This is a genomic window from Vibrio sp. 1-Bac 57 (genome assembly GCF_037546855.1).
GTDB lineage: Bacteria > Pseudomonadota > Gammaproteobacteria > Enterobacterales > Psychromonadaceae > Psychromonas.
Genome location: NZ_JALAAC010000034.1, coordinates 1 through 21,458, shown reverse-complemented (window position 1 = coordinate 21,458; position 21,458 = coordinate 1). Strand labels below are relative to the sequence as shown.

The following is a 21,458-nucleotide window of genomic DNA, read 5'->3' as shown; positions in this document are numbered from 1 at the left end:
AGAGCCTTAAATCTAGTTGAAGTTGTCACATATTGCGTAATATTTTTATGCTATTGTAACGCCCATTTTTTATTATTTTTGTTGAGAAGCTTATGTTGTCAATATTACCCCTTGAAGGGAAAAAGATACTGTTGGGTGTTTGTGGTGGGATTGCTGCTTACAAAAGTGCTGAATTAACCCGTCGTCTGATTGATCAAGGCGCGCAAGTTCGCATTGTAATGACTGCTTCAGCTAAACAGTTTATTACCCCTTTAACAATGCAGGCTGTTTCCGGGCATGTCATTTACGATGATTTGTTAGATCCCCAAGCAGAAGCCGGTATGGGGCACATTGAATTAGCCAAATGGGCTGATTTAATTTTAATTGCCCCAGCCACTGCTAATGCGATTGCTCGTTTACGCGCTGGCATGGCCGATGAGTTGCTTACAACGTTATGTTTAGCGAGTCCATCGCCTATTGCGATTGCTCCTGCCATGAATCAACAGATGTATTTAGCGGCTGCAACCCAAGAAAACTTAAAGGTATTAAAAGCACGTGGGTTACATATATGGGGGCCCGCTCAAGGCTTACAAGCGTGTGGAGATGTTGGTCCTGGTCGCTTACTTGAAGTTCCTGACTTGGTTCAATTATGTTGTGATTTTTTTGCGCCTGCGGATCAATCTTTAGCAGGTGTTAATATTGTGATCACTGCGGGACCAACCCAAGAAGCGATCGATCCTGTGCGTTATATTAGTAATCATAGCTCTGGAAAAATGGGCTTTTCACTGGCGCAGGCTGCGTTAAATATGGGCGCTAATGTGACCGTAATTGCTGGACCAGTTCAATTAACTCTACCTTCTAGTATTAAACGTATAGATGTAAAAAGTGCGATTGATATGCATCAAGCTGCACTTGCTTCAATTGTTGATGCAGATATATTCATTGCTTGTGCTGCAGTGGCTGATTATCGTGCACAGCAAGTCCATGACGAAAAAATGAAGAAACAAAGTGATACTGACTCAATCACATTAACCTTGGTTAAAAATCCAGATATTATTGCTGATGTGGCGATGGCAGTTAATCGTCCTTTTTGCGTGGGCTTTGCTGCTGAAACAAATGATGTAGAGGCTTATGCATTAGGTAAATTGCAACGTAAAAATTTAGACTTAATTGCTGCTAATGATGTTTCAATAAGTGATCAAGGGTTTAATAGCGATAATAATGCATTGACTGTTTTTTCTAAAAAACAACGTTTTGATATTGCATTAAGCAGCAAGAAAGAAGTTGCTATTCAACTGCTTAAAGTTATTAGTGAGCAGTTTAAATCTTCTTCTCAAGACCCGAGTAACGACACAAATTAAACTCACTTGTTGCTAAAACAAGTGATGCGTTTTTTTAGTTTTATCGTAATCGGGCCTAAGTTATATTTCAACATCGTTGAGTTAGACAGAGATTGCAATTCATATAGCTGCCCATCGCTATTGCGCTTTTAGTGGTTTGGCCATAAACATAGCGTAAACTAATGGATTTAATGGCTTTGTTGCACCCATAGTTAATTAGCGTTCAAGCTAATAACCACTAGATGATGATGCCGTTAGTTTTTAATTATTATAAAAATAGTAGTGACGTGGGGTGAATATTTTTGAGGAAACAGATCGTGGTAAAAGTGGCGTTGTGCATTCAGATAGATAGTTACAAAAAAGATAATGACAATAACAATAAAAAGAAAAGTAAAGATAACAAAGGAAGTTATTAAGATGGTTGCAAAAAACAATAATAAAAAAGCAAACCGAAAGGATGATATTTTAAGTGCGCTAGCTATTATGCTTGAAGGAAAACCGGGTCAACGTATCACAACGGCTAAATTAGCCGCAGAAGTAGGGGTATCAGAGGCCGCCTTATATCGTCATTTCCCAAGTAAAGCACGCATGTTTGAGGGGTTGATTGACTTCACAGAAAGCGCTATTTTTAGTCATATCAATCTTATCAAAGAGCAAAAGAAAGATACCTTTGTGAGAATTGAACATATTGTGCATTTTTTGTTGGGCTTTGCAGAGCAAAATCCCGGTATTACACGTATTTTAAGTGGTGATGCATTGTTAGGTGAAAATGAACGATTACAACTTCGTATCGAACATGTTTTTTCTAAACTTGAAACCCAATTAAAACAAACGCTTCGAGAGCGCCCTACATCAGATGGTCAAAAATTTGATATGGATGAAGGTGTCTTAGCTAATTTGTTATTGGCTTATATAGAAGGTCGTATTAATCAATTTGTTCGTTCTCAATTTAAACAAAAACCAACTCAACATTTTAAAAGTCAATGGCTGTTTTTTCATAAGCAGTTATTACAAAGTTAATTAGAGGAGTCATACTATGTCACAGGAAGGAAGTGTTGCCTCGGCAGTTGATGCAGTTGCCAATACGATTGAACAAAATGTAGACGTAATAAACAACAGCGTAGAGTGGATTGCAGATAATCAAGAGCTTATTATTGCTTATGGTATGAATATTGTTTTTGCCATTGCAACACTTGTTTTAGGTCTGATGGTTGCTCGTTTTATCGCTGGCACATTACATAAGATTCTAACAAAGCGTAAGTTAGATAGTACGATCGTTGATTTTGTTTCACATATGGTACGTTATGTCATTATTGCATTTGTTGTTATTGCTGCATTAGGGCGAATTGGCGTTGAAACTACCTCCTTTGTAGCGATTATTGGTGCGGCTGGTTTAGCAGTTGGTTTAGCATTGCAGGGCTCTTTATCTAACTTTGCATCGGGCGTTTTGATTATTGCTTTGCGTCCATTTAAAGCTGGGGAATATATCGAAGCAGCTGGTACAGCGGGTGTTGTCGAATCTGTACAGATATTTTCAACAACATTAACTACCGCAGATAATAAGTATGTAGTGGTACCTAATTCAGCTATTTTAGGTGGCAATATAATCAATTATTCTCGTAAGCCTACTCGTCGTATTGATTTAATTATCGGAGTGAGCTATAACGCAGATTTAGCAAAAACAAAAGCCGTTTTAGAAGCTGTTATTAAAGCCAATAATGCGGTTTTAAAGTCTCCTGAACCCCAAGTTGCAGTCGCGGAGTTGGGTGACTCAAGTGTTAATTTAGTGGTTCGCCCATGGGTTAATGGACCTGACTATTGGCCTGTTCGTTTTGAATTGATGGAAGCGATTAAAAACGGCTTAGATGAAGCCGGAATCGAAATACCATTTCCACAAATGGATGTGCATATGGATAAATAGTGAATCACTATTATCAGAATAAAAAACCAGCTTTTTTAGGCTGGTTTTTTGTTTTTAGCTATGTCCATTTATTTGTCCTTCATTCTTTTTAGTGTTTTACAATTAGAAATTTGCCATATTTAAGGACTTATATTGTGACCTTGAATATTTGAGAGCAATTCATTTTGAGAAGTAATGAGCCTATAAGTTTGATCTCGCCTACACTCTTTAATCATGATTCTCTGAATCAAGCTTAAAGTCCACAAAAAATATGTTGTGAATAGATAAGTGGTGTAGTATCTGCAGTAGCTAATTAATCAATAGCCAAATCATCAATAGATAATCCGTCAATAGATAATATCAGTCATTAAATAATGAGATAAAAATTGATAAGGTATAACATTAATAGCTGACAGTTGTTGGCTTAGTTAGTTATATCTAACCATTTATATTTATCCTATAATAAACCTTGATTGTTAAATGAAAAGAGAAATTATGCATAACCCATTCATACAGATTGCAGGATCAAAACGCAGCCTACATGTTCAAGTTGCACGTGAAATTGCACGTAAAATTTTATCTGGTGAAGCGGCTCAAAATGAGATTATTCCAAGTGAAATGGTCCTGTGTGAGCAATTTAGTGTTAGTCGTACAGCTTTGCGTGAAGCTATTAAATTATTAACTTCAAAGGGCTTATTAGAATCTAAACCTAAGGTTGGCACGCGTGTTAAAAGTCGAGACAATTGGAACTTTTTAGATGCTCAATTACTGGATTGGGTTATCGACCTTGGTGATAACGAAATCGTTTACCAAGAGTTTTTAGCGTTAAGAAAAGCCATTGAACCTGAAGCTGCGGCTCTTGCTGCAAAAAATGCAACGGCACAACAAAGAATTTTGTTATCTGCTACTTTTCAACAAATGGATTATATTTCTAAAAACTTCGATGCGCAAAAATGGATGGAAGTGGATATGGAGTTTCATCGTCTTGTTTTCTTATCAACGGGTAATAGCTTCTATTTACCGTTTGCTAACGTCTTATGTACCATGTTTAGAAGTTTTATCAGTCATTCTTCAGAGAAGGGCGGCACTTGTATTGGTGAGCATCGTGCCATTTATTCTGCCATTATGGCTGGTGATGCAGATAAAGCGCGCGAAGCAAATGCGATTTTATTGAAAAACACTAATCATCGTCTTCCTACTAGTAATTAATATTACTTAGCTAATATTGCTTAACAAGTAGCGATAGCTGGCTGGTAACGAAGCAAAAAACCGCTGTTAGTTTATGACTAATAGCGGTTTTTTGCTTTGTATTAAGGTACTTAGCAATCGTAATAAATATCCATTGTATATTCTTCATTATTCATAGCTATTAACGCTTCGTGATCGAATCATTAAATATTGCTATAGGCCCAGTCCAGGTAATCGTTTCACCTTTAATGACCACACTATTTTGAGTATGTTTATCTACATCGGTAAGATTACTGACACAAACTTTAATATACTTATTATCAACTAAATTAATATTGATCACCGATGCATTGTTATTTGAATATAACACATCAATGGATACAACTTGTCCACGGGCATTTAGGCTCGCTTCTATCGCTTCATTAAAGTAGCCGTGTGTTTCATACACATTGGCAAATAAGTGATTGGCTGCCTTTTGGCGAAGCATTAACATTGGCTCGTTGCGTAAGTTGAAATCAGGATCATTTGCCCCAGTACGAGTAAAAATAACTTCACTGTCTTTGTTGGCGCTGCTGATTAATGAATAGTAACTATTGCCCATTAACCAAGTGGTTAATGATGAGCCTTCTACTTTACCTTGACCAAGGTTCCAAAGATGTTGGTAACCATAGCCATCACCCACTGTGCTTAAGCTTTTATGTGCTTGATACTCAAAATTAGTACGGATGATTTGTCCGTTATAATGAACTGGGTAATCGTAGCAGTGCTCTTCTTCACTGATCATACGGAATAGATCGATAATAAGCGGTTTTTCAAACTCCTCTGACTCAAGCATGATCACGGTACGTTGTTGGTCAACACCGGTATAGAAATCACGTGCAAAAGCACTCATTGCTTGCAGCTTACCATCGCCTGTTTCATTAGACGCTTTATTAGATAATAGTGTGAAGTGTTTTTCGCCATTATGCTGTTGAGCAATCGCTGTACTACCTTGGTTTTGGCTGATTTGATCAACTACTACGGTATTGTGTGCAATAGTTTGTTTACAGTAGCTTTTGTTTTCTGGAATGTAACGACCACCAAATTTAGGCTCGATGTTAACCCAACGACCATAACCGTAATCATTAATGAATTCTTGATTATTGTTAAACAGACTTAGGTGTAAACCATCAAAATGTCCATGATCTAATGCAGAGTGAAGTTTTGCATCACTGCCATGTTGGCCATACCAAAGTAACGCCATGCTATCATCAGATTTAGCATCACGATGACGTAGAATGGTAACGCCACCGCATTCACCTTTTGCACCATCAGTTAAGCTTAAGCTACCCCAGTTAAAGTTAGGTACCTCTGCATTGTTCTGTAATGCATTCGAAAGGGTTGCACCAGTATTATGAACCCACACATGGCCTTGATGTTTAGCCATAGCCAGTAAGGTTTCATTCTGATCGTAACGGTCAAAACAGATGTTTGTTGCTAACAAAATACCAAGATCTTTAATATCCATGGTACGAGATGAGTCATTTAATGCGGGTAAGGTACCATCTGGGAATGCTGTTGACATAACAGCGTAAGCTGTTGTTTTAATAACCTCATTCTTTAGTTTATAAATGCCGACTTGTGGTTGGCGACGTTCAATTGTTTCTGCAAATAAGAAAATGGGACGTAACGAGAAGCGATGGTAATACGGACCTTCCATGTAGTAACCATCTGGCGAGAATAATTGTGTTAACTGGGCAATAAAACCACCCGAAACGCTATCACCTTTTAAGCCGTATAACGATTTGTCTACCGTCGCTTGGTCATTGATGGCATAAGCACAAATACCTGCACTCGCCACTGACCATAAACCGTGGTTATGAATGATATCGAAGTTTTCTGCATAGGTGACCACAAACATCTCAAGCATGACTTTGAATAAGTCATTTTCAATTAACTGTTGTTGATCTTCAGTTAATTTATGGCGAATACAAGAGTAAGCGCATGATGAATATAACATCCACATATTTTCGTTTAATGTTTGGTGAAACAAACGACCTGGTTTATTTGAGTCACGGCTAATGTTGAGCTCACGGTGTTTATAAACCTTTGCATATTCAACCAACATAGTTGTTGCATAATCAAGGTAGCGTTTATCTTCAGTGATCAGGTATAAACGACCCGCCAAATCTAAATGAATGTAATTTTGCTTATGACGGTTATGTTCGTAACCGCCTGCTTCACCGTGTCCAGGAATTTCGATACCCATCGGCATGTAAGCTTCAAGTGTTTTAATCTCTTCTGCAATAGAACGACCAATCAGTGAGTCAGAGCCTACGTATTGACGTAAGTCAGCTGCTTGTTCATAGCTCATTAGTAATGGTTGGTAACTCATGATTAAACCTCTTTACTTTTTACAGCAACAAAACCTTGGAAGCTGTATGTTTGATTATTAAATTCGATAGTGGTTTGGCTGTCTGCTATTACATGACGGTCATTATTAATCATCACGGTTAATGCAATACCTTCTCCAATGATATCGACAACGGTCGCTTGCTCATTAAAGCCAATAATATTAATAGTGTGAATTTTTCCCCGTGCATCTAAGCTTGCTTCGATTGCTTCATTAAAGTAACCGTGTGTTTCGATTACGTTAGCAAATAAGCTGTTTTTAGCGTTCTTACGGCGAAGTATTAAGCTGGTTTCGCTACGTAAGTTAAATGACGGATCGTTAGCGCCTGTGCGTGTGAAGTAAACCGTATCATCGCTTGATGCTGCACCTAACCATGTGTAGTAACTGCTACCTTGTAACCAGCTAACTAAGGTAGTGTCTTGTGCTGGACCTTCGCTTTCATTCCATAAATGTTGGTAGCCTGCATCATCACCCATTGGGTTTAAAGCTACGTGTTGTTTATGTTCAACATTGGTGCGAATGATTTGGCCTCGGTATTGTAACGAGTAATCGTATTGATGTGCTTTTTCACTGCTTAGGCGGAATAAATCGATAAGTAGTGGCTGTGCTAATTGCTCATGCTCAACTAATACTAATGAACGTTGTTGCTCAACACCCGGATAAAAGTCATCAGCATAAGCACTCATTGCTTGTACTTTACCTTTACCAACAAAGAAATGAGGAATACCGTGTTTGCTATCCGCTGTATCAACATCAAAGTTGTTTTGACAACTTGCATCAATAGACACTAAGTTGTGAGCAATCGTTTGGCGCGCATAAGATTTATTTTCATCTAAGTAACGACCACCGAACTTAGGCTCGATATTAACCCAACGACCGAAACCATAATCACGCAGTACTTCTTGGTTGTTATTGAAGTAAGTCATGCCTAGCGTATCAAAGTGACCGTGGCCCATACCATGTTGTCCGTAGTTCATTACTAATTGACTGATGTCACCAGTCGCAGTTTGCATGCGAATAAAACCTTGTGCACCTTTATCACCATCAGGGCCTTCGCTTAATTCAACGCTTGGTAAACAAGGTAATTCAACTGAGTCCTGTGCTTCGTATGCTTGTGATAACGCAGCTCCACAACCGCTCACCCAGATTTGATCTTGAATTTTAGCAATACCAAAAAGGTTTTTATCTTCAGAATAATGTTTTGCATATAAACTCACAGCAATCACTACACCTTCATCTTTAATATCCATACTTTTCGATGAATCATTTAATGATGGAAACACACCGTTTGGATAAGCCGTCGATAATAATGATTGAATGGTTTTACCAATCACTTGACCTTTAAAGTTAAATATATCCAACTCTGGACGGTATCGTTGAGTTAATTCAGCTAATAAACATAAAGGACGAATAGCATATCGATGATAATAAGGACCTTCGATATAATAACCTGAAGGTGAAAATAAATTGCTTAGCTGTGCAAGGAAGCCTCCTTGTATGTCATCGCCAGCTAAACCATGTAAAGCCAAATCAATATATTTATCTTGTTCAATTGCTACGCCACATACAGCTGTTGCAGCCACTGCCCAAACACCGTGGTTATGAATGCGATCAAAATCAAAGTCATATCTAACCGTTGCAACTTCTAGCATGGGTTCAAATAATTGTTCAACAATGTGTTTGCGCTGTGCTTCGGTTAACCAGTGTTTAATGCAGCTGTAACCTAAGCTCGAATATAATAACCAGACATGTTCATTTAACATTTGGTGAAACAAGCGCCCTGGTGGATTAGTGTTTCTTTGTACTTGAAACCCTAGTGCTAGATATTTATGTGCATATTGAGTTAAGAGGTCTGCTGTAAATTGTGCATATTTTTCTTCACCAGTGATCAAAAATAAACGACCTGCTTGATCAATATACTTGTAATTCTGTTGATGTTTATTATGTGCGTAACCGCCAGCAGGGCTGTGCCCTGGTACGTCTATTGGTTGTGTAAGATAGTTATCTGTGTCGATAATAAGTGCATCAAGGCTGCGGCCCATTAAGCTTTGCTTGCTAAGTTGTTGTTGGATTGCTTTGATTTCTTGTTGGTCCATAAGCACTGCGTTGACGTTGCTAGACATTATTACCTCATTGCATATTTAAGTAAAAAATTCATGTTATAAAGTAATACAAATAAGATTTTAAATCACAAGTTTTTTTTGTTTTTAAGAATGAGATCTCTATTTTTACACTTTTAAATGTATAACGGTCACCGTAAAATTATTATTAATTCTCTTTCTTTAAATTTTTTTGCTACTTATTTTCAATGGGTTGGTTATAAATTTTATAGATGTATTTAATTGGCTGATTAAACTTTTATAATTTAGTCTATTTTATCTTTTTGATCTTAAAGTGTTTATTTTAATTGTCATATTCGCAGATGATCTGGATCACACATAGTGTCTTTTTGTATTACAAAATAGGGTGTGTAATGTACAATTTGAACCCTATTTAAAGAACAGAAACAGAGATCTGGTTGAGTTAAGCAATTGAAAATAGTTTGCTCCAACCAATACCATAATATGGATGAGCACAGAAAAGTCAGTTGTGCATAATATGCTTTTACATTATTAAAAATAAACTGCTGATTTTATAAATAAAACCAGCAAGAACTCTGAGATGAGTAATGGTTTTAATGAGTAGAGGGTAGTAATGGTTCCATTTTTTATAAAAGAGGTGACTAATGGGTGAGCTAAATATCGCTTTAATCGGCGAATGTATGATTGAATTGCAAGAAATTAATGGTGTTTGGCGTAAAAGCTTTGGCGGTGACACATTAAATACCGCTGTTTATCTATCGCGCTTAAGCGTAGGTAAAGCCGTTAATGTTAGTTACGTTACTGCGTTAGGTCAGGATAAAATCAGTCAAGAAATGATTGATAGTTGGTCTTTAGAAGGCATTAATACTCAGTTTGTACAACGCTCTGCTACTAAGCAACCTGGTTTATATATGGTTGAGACGGATGATACTGGTGAACGTAGCTTTTTATACTGGCGTGACGATGCCGCTGCAAAATACTGGCTGGAAACGGCAAGTGATGAGTTAATTGAACAGTTACTCACACAAGATGCTATTTATTTGTCAGGTATTAGCTTAGCTATTTTACCAGCCCAGAGTCGTGAAAAACTTTACGATATATTGAGTCGTTATAAAGCGACGGGTGGTAAAGTTTATTTTGATAATAACTACCGACCTAAATTATGGGATTCTACCGAGCAAGCAGCAGAAAGCTTCAAACGTATTTTATCTGTTACTCATACTGGTTTATTAACTTTTGATGATGAACAAGCGCTTTTTGGTGATACTTGTATAGAAGATTGTTTAGCACGAACCCGTGCTTTAGGTGTGCAAGAGATTGTCATCAAACAAGGAGGCAGTGAATGTTTAATTGTTACTGCTGATGATTCTATTAGTGTTGCGGCGACTAAAATTGCACCTGAAAATGTAATTGATACAACGGCTGCAGGTGACTCTTTTGCTGCCGGTTATATGTCAAAACGTATATTAGGCGAGTCAAGTATTGCTGCGGCTGAAAAAGGTCATCAGTTAGCAGGCACTGTTATTCAGCATAAAGGTGCGTTAATTGATGTGCAATATACAGCACCTTTTGTCGATTAAAGTTTATTAAAATATTCAATAGGATTAAAAATGACAACATTAAATGAAAAACTACAAGCTCTAAAAGTTATCCCTGTTATCGCAATTAAAGATGCTGAGGATGCAGTGCCGCTAGGTAGAGTATTAGTTGAAAATGGTATGCCATGTGCGGAGATAACTTTCCGTACGCCTGCTGCGGCACAAGCAATTAAAAATTTACGTGCAGCATTTCCTGATATGTTGATTGGTGCAGGTACGGTATTAAATAGTGAAACTGTTGATCAAGCGATTGACGCTGGTGTTGACTTCATTGTTAGTCCTGGTTTTAATCCAACTACGGTTAAATACTGTCAGCAACGTAAAATGCCAATTATCCCTGGTGTTAATAACCCATCTCTGGTTGAGCAAGCAATGGAAATGGGATTAACAACATTAAAATTCTTCCCTGCTGGCCCTTCAGGTGGTGTTGCAATGTTGAAATCATTGACTGCTGTTTATCCTGTTAGCTTTATGCCAACGGGCGGGGTTTCACCTGCAAATATTAATGAATACTTAGATATTAATGCAGTACTTGCTTGTGGTGGTACATGGATGGTACCTGCTGATTTAATTGATAACCGTGAATGGGATAAAATTGGTCTTTTGGTTAAAGAGGCTGTTGCGTCTCTAACTTAATTACTTACTCCTAATTTTTATAAACTGAGCCTTGATTATTGATTTAATCGAGGCTTTTTTTAAGTATCAAAAATTGAATTAGCTTAACGTACGGCTTCTAAATAAGTTCTTTTTACAGGCACTACAAAAGTGTTGATAATGATGTTCTTTATTTGATTTTGCTGCTTTATATTGCACCTTACCTGAATGGCAGTAGCAGCATTTCGCATTTTTTTGGCCTTTAATTTCACAATCGGGATGGTTTTTTAAATAATCTTCCAAATAAGGCAGATCTTGCCAATTATCTAAATTAGGTGATTGATGGAATGTAAAATAATAAAGAGAGAGGGCGGCAAATAAACCTCCTCCAAAAATAATATATTGAATAAAATCTTGCACTATTACCCACCTTTATAGCATCTCTATTAATTGAATAGACTTATTGATGACTTTGTTCCATTAAAGCTTAATTGATTAAATAATTCATCGCTCCGCATAAATTTATGGTTCTTATTACGGCTAATGACTATGGCCTGAATTATCATCAATAATTGTAGTTAACAAAAATGATAATGGGTAAATTATTTTAGTGCATGTGAAGAGAACAACTTTAGGTTGATATTGTTTATTTTTTTACAAAACTTCTCGCCAGTTCTCAGCAAGGTGGCGAACGTTAAATTGAGACTGTCATATTATATCTTGATAATTAAAGTTCAGTGGTCAACCCTGAATAAAGAAGAAGCAGTATGTTAGGGTATTATTTATTAATAATCAGATATTTATTCTTTTTCTGGTGTATCTGTTGTCAGTGCTGTTTGTGTTTTATCTAGTTCATCGTCCTCGGGTAGGGGCTGTCCCGTGTATGCATGTAAAAATGCTTCACATAATAACTCACTATTAGTTGCGTGGCGTAAGTTATTCACTTGACGTCTAGTTCGCTCATCGGTCAATATTTTAAGGACTTTAGTAGGGATTGATACCGTCACTTTTTTTACTTGTTCACTCTTTTTGCCGTGTTCAGCATAAGGGCTAATATATTCACCATTCCATTTTGTTGACATAATAATAACCTTTTAAAAAATATGCTTCATTTTACCCTGAGATTTTTAACATAGCAATCTGAACGTAAAGAGGGCTAGAAGTCTAGCAATCTAATGGTGATTTTATATTAATAGGAGCAGGGAGTGAACGCTTAACTTTACAGTGGGTTATTGGTTACTAAGAGCAGACAGTAAATCTTCATTAGAAGTTGTCAGTGTTACGCTTTTAAATGGATTTAAAGATAAGGTTTTATCTTCATTGAGAGTAATGTCATAAAACTGTGGCAAGTTAAAGTTAATTTGATCATCTTGTTGATTGGAAACATGGCTGTTGGAAGCATAAAAACGATTTACGTTCTGTACAAACTCGTTTTTAGATCCTGCGAAGTTTAAAAATGTCTCAATATCATTTTCTGCATTGGCAATATAAACATTAAACCCATTACTATAGTTTTCAAAAAAGAATTGAATTAAACCTTCACTGATATGCGATTCGATCACATTGGCTGTTTGATCAAAATGTGTATTTTTTAAATTGACCGTGCTCGCTGATAGTTTCTTTTTAGAAATGTGGCTATAGATATCTACTGCGCTTTCCAAGTGCTGTAGTGAAACGCCTTTACGTTCAAAGTAAAAACCAAATTTTCTACCGCCGGTCCATAATGTTTGTACGGAGCGAGTATGAACAGTATGTAAGCGTAATTGAATAAATTCATTTAACTTACTTCCAAAAGATTGGCAAATTTGTTCGCTAAAGTGTCTGCTATAACAAAATAAATCAATTTGATTTGGCGGTGATGCATCTTGATGCATTTTTGAAAGAATGGTATTCAAGGCTTCAACAACTGAGAATTGACTATTAAAGTGTAAGGTACGTACTTCATTCCATGAGTTGCGGTAGATAAAGTCGATACTACCTATTAAACTCTCTTTATGCTCGCCATAAGCCATTACATTATCAATTTGGTTTAGCTCACTTTCTTCAGTGTCTTGCCAGTGCCGTGTCGGGTCTTTTTCTACATTTAAGAATATTGATAAATGTTTAATCGCACAGGGGGCACTTAATGCTTTATCACTTGCTTTAGGTTCATATATAGGAAAAACAGCATATAAATCTTTTCCAAATTGGTTAAGGTTTTTATCTACTAAATCAGAGCCTTGGTTGTATAAATGCAGCATTGTATCTTCATCATAAAGTCCATTTACATAACTCCAAGCCACTAATTTTGATAAATATGGAGAATAACCAATACAAGGAGTCGTTGCTAATTCAAAGGTATCTAACGTACTGTTAAATAAATACCAACCCGCTTTGTTTTTTCGGTGTTCTGGAATTTGGATTAAGCTGAGATTATTCTCCATCAAGTTAGGTGAAATATTTGGGTTAATTATATCTACTTTACCAGGTAATGTTTCGTGTGCGGCATAAAGCTTGCGTGATAAAATTCCAATATCTTCGGCACTAATTGATTCGCTAATATTATTGTCACGTGCAAATTTAATGAGATTACTGTAGCTGAGCATTAGCGAGTCGAGCAGTAAATCATTGGCTTGTTGTACTTCTCGAATTTTCCAATTATTGCGATTGTCTAGATCTGCTATTTGATTATCAGTCCAACCCCATTCTTTAATCAGCTTGTTTAATATACTACGACGCCAAGCGCTATTATCATTACAAGAAGGCTTAGATATCATCTCTTCTGTTTTAAAATAAAAACAGACACGAACTAATTCTAGACGTTGTAAATCATTAATACTGATTAAGTAGTCGCTCACTTTCTTAAGCATTAAACAATAAGGGTCTAACTCTTCATCATAGGAGTCTTGTTCTTGAAAACTTTTTTTGTAGGAGGTTGAAATTAGTTCTGTGTTTGGGTATTCCCAAGAATAAGCCTCCATTAAAATAGTTTTTAATGTTGCTTTATAAGGGTTATCAATACCTTTGTACAACTGCCATAAGGTGGCACCAAATAATTCTTCCGCGGGGACGCGATGTAATCCACCTAAATCTAACCAATCGTCAATATTAATTTGCCCTGTCTGATGAAGTTCTTTCACATATTCATCATAATTTTTTTCATGTTGGTGCGGGATTTGACGCCATAAAATACGTCTACCGGCAACTCGCAAAGAAGTGCGATAAAACTCATCTAAGAGCAACATATGTTGCGAAGTGCCACAAGATTCATTACTTAGTTCTGACTGATTATTAACGCGAAACTTATTATCAGGAATGAGGAAAAAGTTTAATTCGACGCCTAAACTTTCCGCCCAGTAAGTTATTTCCCATGCTTTTTTATCAAGAAGGGCAACACGTTTTTTATCCAGTGTATGTGAATAACAAATCCAAACGTCAAAATCACTTTCAGAACATTGCCCAATAGATGACGTGCTGCCCATCGCATATAAACCAATAATTTCACAATGTGTCGCTTCATTATCAGGCAATTCGGTAGCAAATAATTGTTGAGCTAATAGTTGGTGTTTTTTGGTTGGACTAAACTGGCAAATACCGGTCGGCACATCGCCTTCGATATAACCTGGCATTGAAGGGGTATTAAAGTGGAGTAATAATGGAAAACTTTGAAAAACATCCGCTTCATCTTTTTTCATTAATGCTAAAGCAGATTTTACGCGTAGCCGAGAAAACTCGTCTGATTTGTCACGTAATTGGATGATTTCTTGATTCAAGCTATGTTCCATTATTACTGGTGTTTATCACACTTCACCATAAAAAAAGTGTGACCATAATAGCATTAATTCATGTTGTTGGAAATATATACTGGTTAGCACTCAGGTTTAAAAAAATAATGTATTTGGCATGGTAACAGGTATGGTTTTGACAACTTGAAGTATCAGAAAATAATGACTGCCTCCGGAATGCCAGAGGCAGTTTGATTTTTAATCTTCATCAATTTGATAAGGAAGTGGAGCATAATAAAGAGTAGAGCCTTCAATCTCTTTCACCTGAAAAACATCTGCAGGATTGGTATCTTTTGGTAGAACAGCTAACAGCTCAATATGATCATCTCCATATTGGCATGCAGAAATAATAGTACCGACTCGTTTCCAATTATTATTTAATAATACTTCGATTGTTTGTCCTGTTTTTGGACTCTCTGGTGAACGTCCGGTTAAAATAAATAAGGCGCGTTTATTCGCTCCTCTGTATTTAGCTCGAGCCACGGTTTCTTGGCCGATATAACAGCCCTTTGTAAAACTAATTGCGTTTAGTGCTTGTAGGTTAAGCATTTGCGGTACAAATTGTGCAGACGTTTCTGCTTGAATAAAACCTGTGCCTGCGGCAATGTTCATGGCATTCCATAAGCTATCATCGAAGACAACAGCTTTATCTTTTAAGTCGAGTAATAATTCTTCGGCTGCATCATTTTTCATGATCACTAAATAGCGTAATGAAGGGTAAGGTTGCTTTATTAGTACTGTGCCACTATCAAGTAATCGGCTAGTATCATGAGTCGCAGCAGTATCTACCTGTTCTGCAATATATTGCGCAGATTTACATCCCGCTAAACCAAATGCTTGGTACTCTGTTTCTTTTTGTATGGTTACTTTTGAGAACGCGGCATATTTTTTCAATTCCGGTAATTGTACTGTTGATACGGAGCTGGGTTGAACTAATAAAATGCGGTCTTCTAAAATAATAACCCGTGCAACACTCCATGCTTTACCTTGCGGGTTACAATGGGCAGCTAAAGTTTGTTCACCGGGGATTAATTTTTCTAAATCACAGGTTAATTGGCCTTGTAAAAAGGCAACACGGTCTTCACCTGTTACACTGATTAAATCCCAGCTATTAAGTGGGCAAAGAACTAAGTCGGGTAGTTGGCTAATGTTCTCAAGTTGACTAAGTGTTAGCATGTTTGGCCTCATTATTGGACGAATTTGTTTTTTTACAATGTTATAGCTCACAACCTATTTTGTCAGTAGTTGCTGTTAATAAAATGTTGTTGTTATGATGTTGTGCACTTTATAAAAAATTCCTCCATTTTTTCATATTTTTAAAAGGAAGTATCAGTCATGCCAGAAGAGGTTTCTCTTTCTCGTTTATTATGGGCTTGTCGTCGTGGTATGTTAGAGCTTGATGTATTGTTCATGCCTTTTGTAAAAGAGGCTTATAGCGAGTTAAGCGATCAACATAAATTATATTTTCATCGTTTATTAACATGTGAAGACCCTGAACTATTTGCTTGGTTTATGGGGCATGAAGTTTGCCCTGATCCTGAACTTGCAGAAATTGTCGATGTTATCCTCAAACGCGTTAAAATATAATATTCATAATAAACCCTCATTCATCGCCAAAGCCTTGGCGATGATCTTTTTCTTGACCATCGCTTTTTTGTTTATCCTGTTATGGGGAATAGGGTGGGTTAGTCTTTTATGTCTATTGGCTTATTTGAGTACGGCCTTCTATATTGTTTACTCCTTGCCCTTTTTGCCTTTTTCAAGTCGATTATCTGAAAGCGGTGAGATTGAAGTTAATCAACCCATTAAGGTTACCGGCGATATAAGTGCGCGCTCATTTTATAATGGCTGGATCTTATTATTATGTGTAGAAGTGAATGATCCATTATTAGTGAGCGATAAACACAACAAACCCAAACACAATAAACCTAGGAAGTGGTTTATTGTGTTTCATGATAGTGTCACTGATAGCGAGTATCGATTACTTGCCCGGCTTATCAACAGCACCAGTTAGCACTAATTTTTATCTGGATTTAAAATGGTTGGTTTTGGATCATCATTTTGCTCAGGATAATCTAAGTTGTAATGCAAACCCCGACTCTCCTTTCTTTGTATTGCACTTTTGATAATCAATTCGGCTACTTGAACTAGGTTTCTTAGTTCAAGTAAATTATTGCCAACTTTAAAGTTACTATAATATTCAGATATTTCGCTTTGCAGTAGTTCAACACGATGTAATGCACGTTGTAAGCGTTTATCGGTACGTACAATACCAACATAATCCCACATAAATAAACGTAATTCGTGCCAGTTATGTTGAATCACAACTTGCTCATCGGAATTCTCAACCTGGCTATCATCCCAATCTGGAATAGTTGCAAACTTCCTATTCTCATAAAAAGGGATACGATTAAGGATATCTTTGGCGCAAGCATGCGCGTATACAATGCATTCTAACAGTGAGTTTGAGGCTAATCGATTTGCACCATGTAAGCCGGTATACGTTACTTCTCCAATGGCATATAGGCCATCGATATCAGTTTGCCCATGATGATCAATCATCACGCCGCCACAGGTATAATGCGCAGCTGGGACAATTGGCATTGGTTGGTGTGCAATATCAAGACCGAGTAGTAGGCAGCGGCGATATATTGTAGGAAAGTGTTTAACAATAAATTCTTTAGGTCTATGGCTAATATCGAGGTACATGCAATCAACACCTAAACGCTTCATCTCGTAATCTATTGCACGTGCAACAATATCGCGCGGTGCTAACTCGCCACGCTCATCGAAGTCTGGCATAAATCGAGTGCCATCAGGACGCAATAATAATGCTCCTTCCCCTCTTAATGCTTCAGTGAGTAAGAAATTTTTAGCGTCGGCATGATATAAACAAGTGGGATGAAATTGATTAAATTCCATATTGGCTACGCGACAACCACTACGCCAAGCTAGCGCGACACCATCACCACTTGATACATCAGGATTACTGGTATATTGATATACCTTACTTGCACCACCGGTTGCGAGGGTGACAAAATGTGCTTTTACTGTTTCTACACGTTCTGCTGTACGGTTCCATACATAAGCACCCAATACTCTATTGGCGGGAAGGTTTAGTTTTCGAGTGGTGATCAAATCAATGGCGTTGAAGCCTTCCATTAAAGTAATTCTAGGGTGCTTCTTGACTGCAGCGAGTAAAGACTCTTCGATTTCTCGGCCAGTGGCGTCGGCTGCGTGTAAGATTCGTCGGTGAGAGTGACCACCTTCTCGTGTTAGATGATATTGTGTTTCTTCTTGGTCATTGACCTCGGTATCAAAATTGACGCCTGTCTCGATTAACCATTGCATGCTTTCTTTCGCGTTATTAACCGTGAAACGAACAGCGTCTTCGTCACATAAGCCTGCGCCAGCGACAAGTGTGTCTTCAAAATGCGAGTCGGTACTGTCATCATCTGAGAAAACAGCAGCGACACCTCCTTGTGCATAGTAGGTTGATCCTTCTGAAAGCTTACCTTTACTTAATACTCTCACATTACTGTGAGTGGCTATTTTTAATGCCAAAGATAAACCGGCTGCGCCTGCTCCGATAATTAAAACGTCACAAGTATATTGATGTTCAGTTGTTGTTTTATTTTCTGCCATGGCATTATATGCTCTATTTTGGATAAAATGATTAACTAACAATTCCGAGTACTTATGGAGTTTATCCAAAAATCCCTTTGTTTTGAATTTATTTGGAACTTTCTTTTTTTATAAAAGTCATAACTGTGAGAATCGATAGCTCACTATAAATATAGGTAGAAAAGCTCAATGAATGAGCGTGAATTAGATTTACAATTAATACAGCGTATACAAAATGGTGAGCAGCAAGCATTTGCATTATTAGTACGTAAGTACCAGACGCGTGTGGCTAATATATTAACACGTTACGTACGTAGCTCTGGTGATATACCAGACGTATCACAAGAAGTGTTTATTAAAGTGTATAAATCATTACCTAACTTTCGAGGTGATAGTGCTTTTTATACTTGGTTGTTTCGAATAACAGTGAATACAGCTAAGAACTATTTAACAAGTCAAAGCCGCCGCCCGCCAGCATCAGACATCGATGCAGAAGAGGCTGATAGCTATGATGGCAGTGGAGCTTTAAAAGATGATGCAAACCCTGAGGCTATTTTACATTCTCAGGAAGTAAAGCAAGTGATCTTAAAAGTGATTGGAGATTTGCCTGACGAGTTAAAGTCAGCAATTACATTACGTGAACTAGAAGGTATGAGTTATGACGAAATTGCGCAAATTGAAAGTTGTCCAATTGGTACCGTTAGATCTCGCATTTTCAGAGCACGTGAAGCGATAGATAAACAGTTAAAACCTTTATTAGAACATTAATTGGAATTAATAATGAAAGAATACTCACAAGATATATCAACACTCATTGATAATGAGTTGCATGATGACATGGTGATTAAACATATTCTTGATGATACTGAGTCACAGAAACAGTTTTCAAGATATCAATTAATCGGCGATGTAATGCGTGATGAAAGCGAAGGCTTGGATTTACGAATTGATATCACCAACAGCGTAATGGCGGTCATTGTTAATGAAACCCAAGATAATAAAATTGTACCGGTTGCTACACCTGAAAAGGTAGAAAGCAATGTTGTGCCTTTTATGAAACGCTTTGGGCAATATGCAATTGCAGCTTCAGTCGCTGGCGTTGTGGTGGTCAGTAGTTTAATGATCAATCAAAATGTAGCAACAGATCCAAGTGTGACACCTGTACTTAATACCGTACCTTTTGGTGGCGCTGCTGCACCAGTGAGTTTACAAGCTAAACCCGTACAAACTAAAAGTGATATCAAAGAGCGTAATGAACATTTAGAAGCGCTGCTTAAAGATCATCAGCTGCAGTTGCAAGTACAGCCTTAAGGTAAACGATGAAACATCGATCATTTTTAGTTGTACTATTTTCAGTAATTGTATTCTTAGTTTCGCCGCAATTATATGCGAATCAAGAAGAAGCGACACAACAAATCATAACAAAACAAGTTCAACCATCAGCGTTAACTTATTTAAAAAAGATGCAGCAAGCTTATAAAGAATTAAATTATGAGCTGCTCTATCTTAATACTGCACAAAATCAAATAGAGCCTAAGCAACTTATTCATGGTGTTCTTGACGGACAACGTATTGCCTATTTTTGTTATTTAAATGGCGGAATACGTGAGTCCTTACAATTTGACGGTAAAATAAGTTATTACCAACAGGGTAATCAAGCTTATAGCTTAGTGACAAATCGAGACCATAGTGTGTTTGCAAATATTGCTAACTTTAATTTTGAGAGCGGCAACAAAAACTACGAATACCTTATCTTAGGAAAAAGTAGAATTGCAGGTAAAAGATCTATTGCTATTAGAATGACAAGCAAAGATATGTATCGTTATAGTTATATTATTTGGCTGGATCTAGGTAGTTATTTACCACTACGATTGGAAACGATTAACAAATCTAACCTGATACTTGAACAAACTATGGTTGTTTCATTGAATGTCACTGAATCAATTAATCCTTGGATTAAAAGGATGAGTGATCAGAAAGCACCTGATGTTTTGCACTTACCTCAAACAACCGTTAAAGATGTGGCTCCTTGGGAGTTAACTTGGTTGCCTCCGGGTTTTAAAATTATAAAAGACGATCAGCATAAATTAATGCTGCATGATACAGATCCAATCTCGTATATCATGATTAATGACGGTATTGTTTCTGTCTCTGTTTACATATCAACAAAGAAGAGTACGTTAACACAACAGCAGAATATTATTCAGCGAGGTGGGACGTTGCTATATACAAAACAACAAGAAAATATTGAAGTGAATGTCATAGGTGAAATTCCACTGCTTACTGCTGAGAAAATTGCTGCATCGATTAAGGCTGCAAAATAATGATTCAAGAAACCGGCCGCATTATTGATATCAAAATAATTAATGGTGAAAAGACAGCGGTGGTAGAGTGTATTTCAAAGTCAGCTTGTAAATCATGTAGCAGTAATGATAATTGTGGAGTTGGTGTTGTAGCAAAAGGATTAAGTGATCGTTCTCATCATTTATCGATGCCGTATAAAGAAGGAATGGAAATTAACGAGTCGATACAATTATTAATTGAAAATAAAGATATCGTTAAAAGCTCAATGATTGTTTATATTATTCCTTTGATAGCATTTGTCCTAGGTAGCTCAATTAGCTACTTGTTTACCAATAGTGAACCTCTCGTTATCGCCATTTCTTTGCTGTCATTGTTTGTTGGCACCCTAGTCGCTAAAGTCGTTTCCTCTAAGTTGTATCCTAGTAACAGCCTAAACAAATTGATCAGTACAAAATAGCATCGTAAAACGTGCTATTTTAATCGATTTGTTTGTTAATTAAGCATTCGGAATAATATTCATAAAAAACGTTAATAAACGCTTGCCAATGCTTTCGCGATCCCTATAATACGCCGCACAGACAAGGGATGACGCAACAGCGACTAACTTGAACTGAGAACAAAACAAGCGCAAATAACGACTCAAGCTTCGGTTTGAAATTAAGTTAAAATAAGACGTTGACATTGTTCGAAAGGC

18 protein-coding genes and 1 pseudogene are annotated in these 21,458 nt (G+C 37.1%); 12 read left to right on the top strand and 7 right to left on the bottom strand.

What is annotated here, in order from left to right; all coding sequences use genetic code 11:
- The first annotated feature begins 101 nt into the window (after positions 1-101).
- The 4 genes from coaBC (at position 102) to MT391_RS16965 (ending at position 4,428) form a co-directional block, all read left to right on the top strand.
- Entirely contained in the window at positions 102-1,340 is a 1,239-nt protein-coding gene (gene coaBC / locus MT391_RS16980; RefSeq protein ID WP_169727666.1) for a bifunctional phosphopantothenoylcysteine decarboxylase/phosphopantothenate--cysteine ligase CoaBC, read from the top strand.
- 396 nt (positions 1,341-1,736) lie between these two features.
- Positions 1,737-2,339: a nucleoid occlusion factor SlmA gene (gene slmA, locus MT391_RS16975; RefSeq protein WP_028869454.1), complete on the top strand. Its 603-nt coding sequence runs from the start codon at positions 1,737-1,739 to the stop codon at positions 2,337-2,339.
- Between the two features lie 16 nt (positions 2,340-2,355).
- Positions 2,356-3,240: a small-conductance mechanosensitive channel MscS gene (mscS, locus tag MT391_RS16970; RefSeq protein WP_084296294.1), complete on the top strand. Its 885-nt coding sequence runs from the start codon at positions 2,356-2,358 to the stop codon at positions 3,238-3,240.
- A gap of 474 nt (positions 3,241-3,714) precedes the next feature.
- Complete coding sequence (locus tag MT391_RS16965) at positions 3,715-4,428, top strand: FadR/GntR family transcriptional regulator (protein WP_028869456.1); 714 nt, start codon at positions 3,715-3,717, stop codon at positions 4,426-4,428.
- Between the two features lie 160 nt (positions 4,429-4,588).
- Here MT391_RS16965 and MT391_RS16960 read toward each other — a convergent pair whose 3' ends face one another.
- Together MT391_RS16960 and MT391_RS16955 are read right to left on the bottom strand one after the other, a co-directional pair.
- Positions 4,589-6,781 carry a heparinase II/III domain-containing protein gene (locus MT391_RS16960; protein WP_028869457.1) on the bottom strand — a complete coding sequence of 731 codons (2,193 nt, stop codon included), beginning with the start codon at positions 6,779-6,781 and terminating at the stop codon, positions 4,589-4,591.
- Between the two features lie 2 nt (positions 6,782-6,783).
- Positions 6,784-8,922, bottom strand: a complete 2,139-nt coding sequence (locus MT391_RS16955; protein ID WP_028869458.1) for a heparinase II/III domain-containing protein — start codon at positions 8,920-8,922, stop codon at positions 6,784-6,786.
- 602 nt (positions 8,923-9,524) lie between these two features.
- Here MT391_RS16955 and kdgK point away from each other — a divergent pair.
- A complete protein-coding gene (gene kdgK / locus MT391_RS16950; RefSeq protein WP_028869459.1) occupies positions 9,525-10,460 on the top strand; it encodes a 2-dehydro-3-deoxygluconokinase in 936 nt (311 codons plus the stop codon).
- A gap of 30 nt (positions 10,461-10,490) precedes the next feature.
- On the top strand, positions 10,491-11,114 hold the full coding sequence (locus MT391_RS16945; RefSeq protein WP_028869460.1) for a bifunctional 4-hydroxy-2-oxoglutarate aldolase/2-dehydro-3-deoxy-phosphogluconate aldolase: 624 nt from the start codon (positions 10,491-10,493) through the stop codon (positions 11,112-11,114).
- A gap of 78 nt (positions 11,115-11,192) precedes the next feature.
- Here MT391_RS16945 and MT391_RS16940 read toward each other — a convergent pair whose 3' ends face one another.
- The 4 genes and pseudogenes from MT391_RS16940 to ygfZ all read right to left on the bottom strand — a co-directional run bounded on the left by MT391_RS16940 (position 11,193) and on the right by ygfZ (position 16,012).
- Positions 11,193-11,492: a hypothetical protein gene (locus tag MT391_RS16940; protein ID WP_051369195.1), complete on the bottom strand. Its 300-nt coding sequence runs from the start codon at positions 11,490-11,492 to the stop codon at positions 11,193-11,195.
- Positions 11,493-11,914: 422 nt separating this feature from the next.
- Positions 11,915-12,154, bottom strand: a pseudogene (gene metJ / locus MT391_RS16935) (met regulon transcriptional regulator MetJ); the annotation flags it as partial.
- A 147-nt stretch (positions 12,155-12,301) separates the two neighbouring features.
- Positions 12,302-14,824 (bottom strand): class I adenylate cyclase, encoded by a 2,523-nt coding sequence (locus MT391_RS16930; RefSeq protein WP_051369196.1) that lies wholly within the window; start codon positions 14,822-14,824, stop codon positions 12,302-12,304.
- A 210-nt stretch (positions 14,825-15,034) separates the two neighbouring features.
- Positions 15,035-16,012 (bottom strand): tRNA-modifying protein YgfZ, encoded by a 978-nt coding sequence (ygfZ, locus tag MT391_RS16925; protein WP_028869462.1) that lies wholly within the window; start codon positions 16,010-16,012, stop codon positions 15,035-15,037.
- 159 nt (positions 16,013-16,171) lie between these two features.
- Here ygfZ and MT391_RS16920 point away from each other — a divergent pair, with 159 nt between their 5' ends.
- Positions 16,172-16,423, top strand: a complete 252-nt coding sequence (locus tag MT391_RS16920; RefSeq protein WP_028869463.1) for an FAD assembly factor SdhE — start codon at positions 16,172-16,174, stop codon at positions 16,421-16,423.
- The gene (locus MT391_RS16915) at positions 16,395-16,850 is read left to right on the top strand and encodes a protein YgfX (protein ID WP_028869464.1); all 456 of its coding nucleotides are present in this window, start codon (positions 16,395-16,397) and stop codon (positions 16,848-16,850) included. Before MT391_RS16920 ends, MT391_RS16915 begins: the two co-directional genes overlap by 29 nt.
- A 2-nt stretch (positions 16,851-16,852) precedes the next feature.
- On the opposite strand, the gene nadB is transcribed toward MT391_RS16915, so the two are convergent.
- Positions 16,853-18,481, bottom strand: a complete 1,629-nt coding sequence (gene nadB, locus MT391_RS16910) for an L-aspartate oxidase (RefSeq protein WP_028869465.1) — start codon at positions 18,479-18,481, stop codon at positions 16,853-16,855.
- A gap of 168 nt (positions 18,482-18,649) precedes the next feature.
- Between nadB and rpoE the strand changes: the two genes are divergently transcribed.
- Genes rpoE through MT391_RS16890 form a run of 4 tightly spaced genes read left to right on the top strand, consistent with a single transcriptional unit; the run spans position 18,650 to position 21,221 of the window.
- Entirely contained in the window at positions 18,650-19,228 is a 579-nt protein-coding gene (gene rpoE / locus MT391_RS16905; protein ID WP_028869466.1) for an RNA polymerase sigma factor RpoE, read from the top strand.
- Between the two features lie 12 nt (positions 19,229-19,240).
- Entirely contained in the window at positions 19,241-19,771 is a 531-nt protein-coding gene (locus MT391_RS16900) for a sigma-E factor negative regulatory protein (protein WP_028869467.1), read from the top strand.
- Positions 19,772-19,779: 8 nt separating this feature from the next.
- Positions 19,780-20,784 (top strand): MucB/RseB C-terminal domain-containing protein, encoded by a 1,005-nt coding sequence (locus tag MT391_RS16895; protein ID WP_028869468.1) that lies wholly within the window; start codon positions 19,780-19,782, stop codon positions 20,782-20,784.
- The gene (locus MT391_RS16890; RefSeq protein WP_028869469.1) at positions 20,784-21,221 is read left to right on the top strand and encodes a SoxR reducing system RseC family protein; all 438 of its coding nucleotides are present in this window, start codon (positions 20,784-20,786) and stop codon (positions 21,219-21,221) included. The genes MT391_RS16895 and MT391_RS16890 overlap by 1 nt, the downstream gene beginning before the upstream one ends.
- Positions 21,222-21,458: the final 237 nt, after the last annotated feature.